Consider the following 9,905-nt stretch of genomic DNA (forward strand, 5'->3'; position numbering starts at 1 on the left):
ATTTCACTCTACGGAACAAGCTTCTCGGCTCTTAGCTGCGCACAGGCAAAGTCAGCAAGCGTCGCGAAACCGCAGCAGAGGACGGCATTCAGTTCACGCCGGCGATCGCCATCTTGCAGCGGCTCCCGACCGGGACCGTGCCGTTGCGGTTGTCGAGTTCGACGACGACGCCGAAGGTGCCGCTGGCCGAGTCGATCACGCGGTCGACGGTGCTGACCCTGGCGGAGACTCCCCCCGTCAGCGGCGCCTCCGGACGGATCGTCACGCCATTGCCGGCCTTGATCCGGTTGAAATAGCGCAGCGGGACAAAAGCCTCGACACGCAGCTTGTCGGTCTGCACCAGCTTCAGGATCGCCTTCTTGCTCTCGCTGGTATCGACCAGAGCGCCCGTCGAGAGATAGACGTTCATGACGACGCCGGGAAAGGGGCTGCGCAGGATGCGCCGGTTCAGCTGCTCCTGGGACTGGATCTGCTCGAGCCTGGCCAGCTGCAGGTTTTCCCTGGCCGACTTGACCTCGGCTTCGGCGAGCCGGGCTTCGGCCACCGCATCGTCGCGCGCCTGGGCCGAGACGAACTCCTCTTCGTAGAGCTGGCGGTTGCGCTGTGCCTTTCCCTGAGCAGCCTGCAGCTTGCTCTGGGCAACCTGAAGGGCGCCCAGGGCTTCGGACTTGAATTTCGCGACATTGACCGCGCTGCGCTCGACCCCCGAATCGATCGTCACCAGAGGGGAGTTGCGCGCCACGCGCGAGCCGCGCCGCACATGCAGTTTCTGGATCAGGCCGACGACGGGGCTGCGCAGCTCGACGGTCTGGGCCGGCTCGATCATGCAGTCGAAGTCGGTGCCCGCGTGGGCCAAACCGGCGGAGCATCCCAGGAATATCCAGCCAAGCGTTTTCTTCATAGTGTCTTTCCCGCAAAACCAATCAATCGGTGCAAAGTCTTGTCCTGCTTTAAAGTCTGTCGGCGCGCTCGCAGCGCCTGTCGCTCGGCTCGCCACTGCGCCCATCGGCTGACCCAGGGCAGCAGGCGGCAGCGCAGTGCATCGCTGCCGGCCCTGCGCAAAAGGCTCGCCGCCAGCACGGCCTGCCGCTCGAACAGAGCATCCGTCGCCGCGACGATCGCGCGCACCGATCCGGGGTCTCCCTGCCGGCCGCTGCGCCCGAAGAGCTGGCGATCCACGCGTGGCGACTCGTGGAATTCGGTCAGGATGCAGTGCAGGCCTCCGGCCTGACGCGCCACATCGCCCAACTTGATGTCGGTGCCGCGCCCGGCCATGTTGGTGGCCACCGTCACCCGACCGGGCTGTCCGGCGCCCCGGACGATCTCGGCCTCATCCTTGTCCTGGCGCGCGTTGAGCACGATGTGCGCTATGCCCCTGGCGGCGAGCGCGGCACTGACGGCCTCCGACGCTTCGACGCTGCGCGTGCCGACCAGGACGGGTTGACCGCGCTCGAGAGCCGCCTGGGTGTCGAGACAAACCCTCTCCCACTTGGCCTCGGCATTCCGGGTGCAGATATCGGGCAGGCGCTCGCGCCGGTTCTTCTTGTTCGACGGAATGCGGCGCACGCGCAGACCATAGACCGACCAGAGCTCGCGGCGCGCCTCGGACGCGGTCCCGGTCAGCCCGGCCAGAAGATAGTAGCGGCGGAAGAAGCGCTGGAAGGTCATCTTGGCCATGGTCTCGCGGTTGCCCGACAGCTCCAGCCCCTCCTTGCACTCGATCAGCTGGTGCAGCCCCTGCTCCCAGGTCCGGTCCGGCATCACGCGGCCGGTGGACTCATCGACGATCTGCACCTTGCCGTCGGCGACGATGTAGTGCTGGTCGAGCGAGAACAGGTAGACGGCCGAGATCGCCTGGCGCAGCAGCACGGTTTTCCAGCGCGCCGTCTGCCAGACCGGCCGCACCGTCGCGGGCAAAGGGCCGCACGCGGCGAGCGCGGTCTCGCGCAGCACGACGGCGCGCTCGGCCGACAGCGTGTAATGGACGCCTTCGCGCATTCCCCTCGCCTGCTCGACGGCCCAGCGGATCAGCTCGGCCTCGTACAGCCCTTCGGCCTCGCGGGAGATGATCAGCGGAGTGCGCGCCTCGTCGATCAGCACGCTGTCGGCTTCATCGACGATCACGAAATGCAGGCAGGCAATCAAGGGCTGGCTGGCGCTGTCGCTCGCGCTGGCGAGCAAGTCGCGCGTATACGACACCCGAGCGCACTGATAGCCATGGCCGGCGAGGCGGTCCTTCAGGTAGTCGAAAACCAGCTCCTTGCCGCTGACATAGCAGATGTTGCGGCCATATTGCTCGCGGCGATCCTCGGGCTCCATGCCCTCCTGGATGCTTCCGGAGTTCAGCCCGAAGAAGCCGAACAGCCGCTGCATCTCCTCGGCGTCGCGCTTGGCGAGGTAATCGTTGGTGCTCACCACATGCACACTGACTCCGCTGGCCGCCATCGCCGTGGCCGCCAGCGCCGCCACCAGCGTCTTACCCTCCCCGGTCTGCATCTCGGCGAGTTCGCCCGACAGCAGCGTGCGCGCGCCGATGAACTGCACGTTGTGCGGGTAGTAGCCAAAGATGCGCCGGCAGGCTTCGCCCAGCGAGGCGAACACCGCCGCCAGCGCCGCCTCGTCCAGAGGGGACGCGCGCAGGCGGACCGCCTCGTCCGTCAGCGCCGCGCGCAAGTCCTGATCGGACAGGCTCTCCTTGGGCGCCATCACCGCGCGCACCCGCCCGCCAAAGGCATCGGCGCGCCGGCGCGAGATGCTGCGGCGCTGGAAGACGCTGCACAGCCCGCGCAGGAAGTCTTCGACCGCGTGCGAGCGCAGCTCGGCGCGTTCATCGCGAACCGTATCGGCGCGGCGGAACGAATAGCCCGCATAGCGTCTGGCCAGGGTTCCGTCAAACATTCAGACGCGCCAGGAAAGCCTGCCTCAGACGCAGGAACCACTGCCGCGCCAGAGGCGTCGCCCCCAGATCGAAGCGAACCCAGGCCCGGTCGCCGAAGACGGCCAGCGGATCGGCTCTATCCATCTCGATCTCGACATCGAACACCCGCTGCAGCGCGTGGGCTCCATCCTGTTGCGACGGATCGACCGCGATGACGCCGCCGCCATCCGTTCCCAGCGCGGGCGACACCAGTTGCTGCTGTCCGGCGGCGACCGGCCTCATGCCGCGCGCACCGTATTCGACCCAGGGCCGGCGCTGGAGGCGGATCCTCGCTCCTCGCGAGCGGCCCCGCACCAGGTCTATGTCTTCCTGGGCCACGGCAACCCTGAGGATCCGCGTCGGCCCATCGACCAGATAGCCGACCGTCTGCCCGCGCTTGAAGTACTGCCCGGCCGGCTCGCTGCCGTTGGCGAAGACCCAGCGCCCGCGCTGACCGGCGATCAGCGACAAGGCCACCGCCTTGTGCTCGGCCTCGCGCAGCTTTTCCTGCGCCGCTTCGAGCTGGCGTCGCGTCGCCAGAGCCTTGGCGACGTCCTCGCCGAGCTCCTTGCGCAGCCGCGCGTCCAGCTCATCGCTCGCGCCTTGAGCCGCCTGCATCTCCGAGATCAGCGCCGGGTTATCGAGAACGCCGATCACCCCGCCCTTGCGGAACTCGGCGCCCGAGCGCGCCATCGTCGAGGTCGCCAGACCAGCGGCCCCGGCCCGCACCACCGCCTCTTCGGGCACCCACAGCACGCCTTCGCTGACCGCATAAAACGGCATTGGCACCCAGACGAGCAGGACAAGGATCAGCGCCGCGAGCGCCGCCGTCAGCTTCTGGGCCTGGGCGTGGCGGCTGCCCAGAGTCGGGCTGCCGCGCAGATGCTTCCAGCCCCGCCAGATCGGCATCGCGAGGCTGGACCAGACGCCAGCGATCGCGACGGCCATCCCGAAAACGAAGTACTTCTCGGCTACGAACCAGGCCATACCCAGCGAAATGCTCAAGCGGTAGAAGGGCGCGATCGCCCCATAGATCGTCAGCACCGCGGTTTCGAACCCACTCTGCGTCGGCGAGTGGGCCTCGCGGGAGCGGAACAAGTAGCGATCGGCGAGGTAAGTCCAGAACTTCGTCGCGCGCTGGGCCAGGTTGGGGATTTCCAGCCATTCGCTGAGCACGAAATAGCCGTCATAGCGCATCAGCGGGTTGCCATTGACCAGCAGCGTCGACACCCCGGCGATCAGGATCACGTTATAGGCGACGGCGCGCAGAGGCCCGGGTTCGGCGAGCAGCCACAGATAGACCGCGATGGCCCCCAGCGTCAGCTCGGCCATGATGCCGGCCGCTGCGACCATCGCGCGCTGCCATTTACCCGCGAAACCATAGGAATCGGTCGCATCGACATAGGGGACAGGGGTGAAGACCAGCAGCATCATCCCGGCCTCGCGGACCCGCCCGCCCCATCTCTTGACCGCCAGCGCGTGGCTCCACTCGTGGAGAGCCTTGACCACCGGGTAGGTGAACCAGGCGATCAACAGGTTCTGGGTGCTCAGCACGCGGTCGGACAGGTTCTCGGTCAGCTCGCCCCAGTGCATGCCCGCCAGCACGGCGGCCGGCAGGACCAGGCACAGCCAGATCCCCAGGACGGGCCAAGAGAACAGGGCGCGGGCAAGCCCCAGCTGCTTCGCGAGCCAAGGGTCGGGGTGCAGCAAGGGCAGCTTGACGCTCAGCGGGTTCGTGAACACCTGCTTGATCTTGGCCTTGCGCTGCCGCTCGAAGCGCTCCAGCACCTCGGCGGCATCCGGCGTCACCTGGCTTTGCAGCAGGTCGCCCCCGTACAGCTGGGAAACCAGCTGCACCAGTTCATGCTGGCTGATCGCATCGCCTGGCGGGGCAGCGGAGTCGGAATCCGCCTCGGCGAGGGCGGCTTTCTCCCAGATCTGATCGAGGCTGAGCCGGCCGTCGAACAGCTCGACCACCCGCCAGGCCTCGGGGGACAGGCGGTGAAAGCGGTGCGAAGCCGGATCGAACAGCAACACCGCGGCCTTGCCGCGAAAGACGCGGTGATAGCAGCGCACGCCGTCGCGCAGCCGGGGCTTGAGCCAGCGGACGCTGTGCCAGTTGTCGGAGAGCAGATTCTGCATGTCTCTCGCCTAGCCCCACATCGCCCAGAGCTTCATCCGCGCCCACTGCGCGAGCGGCCGCATCGCGATCGTCAGCAGATTGCTGCGCGCCACGACGATCTTGCCCACGCCCTGCATGCCGGGGCGCAGCGGCGCATTCGCATCGTCGAGCCGGGCTTCGACCCGGAAGGTGTTCTTGTGGTCGTCGAGCGCTGCAACCGCGGTGACGCGATTGACGCGAAACGCAAACCGGGTCTGCGGCAAGCCGGTCACGCGGATCTCGCCGGTCTGACTCAAGGCCACGCGCGCGATCTCCTCCTCGGGGACCTGCAGCACGACGCGGTAGCCTTTGCCGGCGGCGATCTCGAAGAGCTTCTTGCCGGCCTCGACGGGGCTGCCGATCTGGTCATACCAGTCCCCGGTCAGGATCGCGCCATCCGCCGGAGCGCGGATCTCGGCGCGCTGCAGCTTCGCCTCGACCAGCGCGAGCTGAGCCTCGGACTGACGCAGCTGGGCCGAGACCTGCTGCACCGTCGCCGAATCGCCTTCGGATAAGGCCTGGCGCAGCTTGCCGCTGGCCTGATCCCGCTCGCTGCGCAGCTTCTCCTGCTCCACCTTCAGGTCGCGCGTATCCAGACGCGCGATCAACTGCCCTTCCTTGACCGGATCTCCGGGGCGCACTTTCACCTCGGCCCAATAGCCCTCGAAGGGCGCCGAGATCACCTGCTGGGAATGCCCTTCGACGACCACCTTGGCCACGGCGTGGTCGTCGAACGGAATCAGCAGCACCAGCCCCAGGCTCGCCAGCACGCAGACCGCCCCGAGCTTCCAGGTCAGGAAGCCCGGCTCGCGCAGCTTGCGCATCCCCTCGCGGGTGGCCGCCCAGACGTGCGCGCCGAGGCCCTGCTCGGAGAGCCGCCAATGCCCCAGCAGAGGCCCGACCACGCTGGCGCTCGCCCGCACCAGCGCGAGCGCTCGCGGCGCGGGCGCGGCCCCGCTGACGACCAGGACGCCGACGATCTCGCCCTCGTCGATGACCGGAAACGCCCAGGCATCCGCCAGCGTCAGCTCGCGGAATTCGAGTGCGGCGCGGGTCGCGACATCGGTCGCGGCGTGCAGCGCTGCCGTCCCGCTCTCGGCCGAAGCCGTGTCCGAAGTCACCCACCAGCGCGGCACGGCGACACCGGGATCGAGCATCCGGAAATACGCGACCGAACAGCTGGCCTCGTCGCGGTCATGGCGCAGCAGCTGGGCGATCCGGTTGACCCATTCCTGGGCCCCCGCCCTCGCCTTGCGCTGCGAGAACACATTGGCCTGCATGTCGAGCAGATACAGCGCGTCGTCGCCGCGCTCGGCCGCCCCCTGCAGGAAAGGCAGATGCAGCCAGCCCATGGCCAGACGCAGCTGAGCGACGTTCTGCTCGGAAACCGCCTCCAGCCAGACCATGAACACGTGGGCGAGCTTGCCCTCGCCGCCCGGAAGCGGATAAGCGAGCAGAAAGCCGGCCGCGCCATCGCGGGCGATGGACAGCTGGCGCTCCGCGAGCACGCGCGCGAAGAGCTGCCCGATCGCCTCGGTCAAGGGCGTGCCCGCATCGGCAAAGGGCAGCAGCGCATGACCTTCGCCGTCGAGAAGAGCAATCCCCTTGCAGGGCACGCCCAGCGCTGTCAGCTGTTTGAGCAAGGTCGCGATGCTGTCCTGCAGCGTCTCCAGCAGCGGATCCGGGTTCTCAAGCCCCATGCTCGCCCCCGCCACACACAATGATCGGGCACAGACGGAGCACGCTCGCCCGCCGCTTCATCGCAAACTCAGAACGCATGCAGATCATTCTCCGACCACCGCCCGGACAGAATCCTCAGGCGGATGTAATTGAGCCAGGCATCGGTGCGCGCCTTCGCCAGATCCTTCTCGGTCTGGTAGAGCTGGGCCTGGGCGTTCAGCACATCGACGTTGGTGCGCATGCCGACCTGATAGCCGCGCAGATTGGCCCGGACCGCGACCGCGTTGGCGGCTTGCGCGGTCTCCAAGGCCGTGAGCTGATACAGCGCCCCGCGCAGACCGTAGTAGGCCTGCTTCACCGACAGCAGAACCTGATCGTCGGACTGATACAGATCCCCTTTCGCCTTCTCGCGCAGCGCCACCGCCTCGCCGACCTTCGCGTCCGTCCCGAAGCCGGCGAAGATCGGCACCGTGAGCTGGACGCCATACTGCAGCGTCTTGTTGTGGGACGGATAGCGGCTGGTCGTCGTGCCCGACGCGTTGTCGTAGCTGTAGTTGAGCGTGAAATCGACACTGGGCGCATGACCCGCCCGGGCCTTGCCGACCTCCAGACCGGCGGCCACCAGCTGGTGGCTGGCCTGGGCGATCGTCGGATTGCCCTCTCGTGCGAGTCTGAGCCATTCATCGAGTGGCCCCAGCCGCGACATCAGATCCGGCTTCATCCACTCGGCAGAACTGAGCTCTCCGACCGGACGGCCGGCAATCTGGCCCAATGTCGCGCGCTTGAGCAGCAGATCGCTGTCCGCCTGGGCTTCCTGAGCCTCGACGACCGCATGTTTCGCCTGCGCCTCGCGGACATCGGCGATCGACACCGAGCCCAGCTCGAAGCTGCGCTGTGCGGTCGTCAGCTGCAGCCGGGAAGCCTCCTTCTGGGCGCCGATCGCGCGCAGCACCTCCTGGGCGCTCAGCACATCGAACCACGCGGTCGCGACCCGCTGCGCGAGGTCCGACTCCGCCGCAGCGAGCTGCGCCTGAGCCTGCCGCTCCTGGTACTGCGCCTCGGCAAGCGCGAAGTTGTTGACCGGATGGACCAGGGGCTGGGTCAGCTGGTAGGCCCATAGCTCGGTCGAGAAGCGCCGGTCCTGCACCTTGACCTCATCGAAATTGGCCTGAGTGGCCGACGCGGTGAAGTTCACGACCGGCAACATGCCCGCGCGCGCCTGCCGCCAGCGCTGGTGCGCGGCATCGGCCTGGGCCTTCGCGATCGCATAGGCCGGATCGCGCGCCCGCGCGCTCAGCAGCAGCTCGGAAAGATTGACCGCGAAACAGGGGGAACAGGCCCAAAGAGCCAAAGCAGCCAAACAAGTTCTGATCGATCCAACAGACAAATCCACATCCCTTCACAACAAAATCTTTTCAGCCTTCACCGCTGCGCTCATCAAAACTAATCCCCAAAGCACAGAAAACGGCCCTCAGTTCAAACGCAGTTTTTTCTCCAGCGCCGCGAGAGCGTCGTCATCAAAAGCCTTGTCCGCCGGATCGGAGAAGTCGATCGCTAGCGAGCGTCCGCGCACCGAGAGGGGCGGCATCTCGGGCCGCAGGCCTTCGACGACGATGTTCATGACCGGCAGGCTCTCCTGAGCGAACTCCTCGTCGCTTCCTGCCAGATACGCATTCGGGGACAGCAGTTTGAGCCGCAGAGCCCCGAGCGCCGCGCGCTCGCGCTCGCTGAAACCTCTGACGACCAGACTCAAGCGCAACTCCTGATGCCAGCCGCGCGGGGGTCGCAGAGTCAAACACCCCAGATCCCAGCCGAGCAGATCGACCGGATCCGTCAGCGCCTGCGCGAGCACTACGTGGGCGCCGTCGCTGAGGCGACTCCCCGGAGGCAGGCCGCTCAGCTTCAGTTCGCGCACCACTTCGCTCAGGCTGCGCAGCGGAACTTCATGGACGCAGCGCGTCGCCCGGCCCCCTTTGAGCGCGGTCGCCATCAGGCGCAGACAGGACGGCGCCTCGACGCCCTCGGGCAGGGCCAGCGTCAGCCGATCCAACCGCCAGCGCGTCACATCGACGCAGCAGGCCGCGTCAACTGTGCAGACGCTGTGCCGGCCATCACTCAGACGGGCGCCGACCGGCAGATCGAGCAGAGTCAGCGCCAGGCCCGGCTTGGCTTCGATAGGCGCCACTCCAAAAAATCTGATTCCTGACTCTGAATTCACCGGACAGCCTTTAAAAAATCACAGCCTTATTATCTGGAATAACGCCAACACCAAGCAAAAAGAACAACACCCGACACACCTTTACCTCAGCCACTTACTCTTCCTATCAGAGGGAACAACTGGGCCACTTCAAAATGATCGAATGCAAGCCCCCCCTACCCCCTCACCAACACCCCATGCCATAAGAACAATTATCTACCGAGCCACAATCGCAAACGGGTGACTTCCCCAACTTTGACCGTATTAGTAACAACGCATTGCGATCAGCCACTTCCATTTTTCGCGAGAAGGCTTCCAACTTTTCAGCGCCGACATTTGAATAGCGCAAATCGGGGCCTCCTGTAGTTCTAATCACGGAACAGCTTCTTTTCTCACGAGGATAACTGATGCTGTATGACTCACCTCCTTTTACGCCGAAACCATCAAACCCGAACTCCAGATCAACAAAAACATAATAAGCATTACCATACTTTTTTCGCTTTTTTTCAGAAAAACCGGCCTTTATATACGACTCCACAAACACCGACACCAGTCGATCGCATCTCACACCCGAATAAACCGCCTTCGGCGCCATAGGCCTTCCATCAGGCACGTTCCCCATCCTATCTGACTCACCAGCCAAAACCTTTTCAGAGAACGCCAGAGAGAAGCAGAACAGAGCCACAAACAATGAAGCAACTTTTCTATTCATTTTAATTTCCTCAAATGCACAGCATCAGTCCAACACGGGAATCACCCGAAAGTACTTAGCGGCTCCGAGAGCGACGAAGCCTGGCTTTGAATTACATCAAGATGATCGAATACAAGACCTGGCCCCGTAACTTTGGCCCCGTAACTTGATAAATTGCAGAAATCTGCCTGGCGAATAGGCTTGCCTCTGCATTTTCGAAGGCATCAACGTAGGCGAAGCCCCCTTCATCCGCCTCTCT

The 9,905-nt window shown here is 65.4% G+C and carries 7 protein-coding genes; all 7 read right to left on the minus strand.

The features are described from left to right. Positions 1–88: 88 nt before the first annotated feature. Positions 89–901, minus strand: a complete 813-nt coding sequence (locus ACHFB9_RS16945) for an efflux RND transporter periplasmic adaptor subunit (protein WP_417068694.1) — start codon at positions 899–901, stop codon at positions 89–91. Beyond that, positions 898–2,898 carry a DEAD/DEAH box helicase gene (locus ACHFB9_RS16950; protein WP_417068695.1) on the minus strand — a complete coding sequence of 667 codons (2,001 nt, stop codon included), beginning with the start codon at positions 2,896–2,898 and terminating at the stop codon, positions 898–900. Before ACHFB9_RS16950 ends, ACHFB9_RS16945 begins: the two co-directional genes overlap by 4 nt. After that, complete coding sequence (locus ACHFB9_RS16955) at positions 2,891–5,059, minus strand: hypothetical protein (RefSeq protein ID WP_417068696.1); 2,169 nt, start codon at positions 5,057–5,059, stop codon at positions 2,891–2,893. The genes ACHFB9_RS16950 and ACHFB9_RS16955 overlap by 8 nt, the downstream gene beginning before the upstream one ends. A gap of 9 nt (positions 5,060–5,068) precedes the next feature. Further along, positions 5,069–6,778, minus strand: a complete 1,710-nt coding sequence (locus ACHFB9_RS16960; protein ID WP_417068697.1) for an efflux RND transporter periplasmic adaptor subunit — start codon at positions 6,776–6,778, stop codon at positions 5,069–5,071. A 68-nt stretch (positions 6,779–6,846) separates the two neighbouring features. After that, a complete protein-coding gene (locus ACHFB9_RS16965) occupies positions 6,847–8,118 on the minus strand; it encodes a TolC family outer membrane protein (RefSeq protein ID WP_417068698.1) in 1,272 nt (423 codons plus the stop codon). A gap of 111 nt (positions 8,119–8,229) precedes the next feature. Further along, positions 8,230–8,943: a hypothetical protein gene (locus ACHFB9_RS16970; RefSeq protein ID WP_417068699.1), complete on the minus strand. Its 714-nt coding sequence runs from the start codon at positions 8,941–8,943 to the stop codon at positions 8,230–8,232. A 196-nt stretch (positions 8,944–9,139) separates the two neighbouring features. Further along, on the minus strand, positions 9,140–9,667 hold the full coding sequence (locus tag ACHFB9_RS16975; protein WP_417068700.1) for a hypothetical protein: 528 nt from the start codon (positions 9,665–9,667) through the stop codon (positions 9,140–9,142). Positions 9,668–9,905: the final 238 nt, after the last annotated feature.

The organism is Niveibacterium terrae, assembly GCF_048213115.1.
GTDB classification, from domain to species: Bacteria; Pseudomonadota; Gammaproteobacteria; order Burkholderiales; family Rhodocyclaceae; genus Niveibacterium; species Niveibacterium terrae.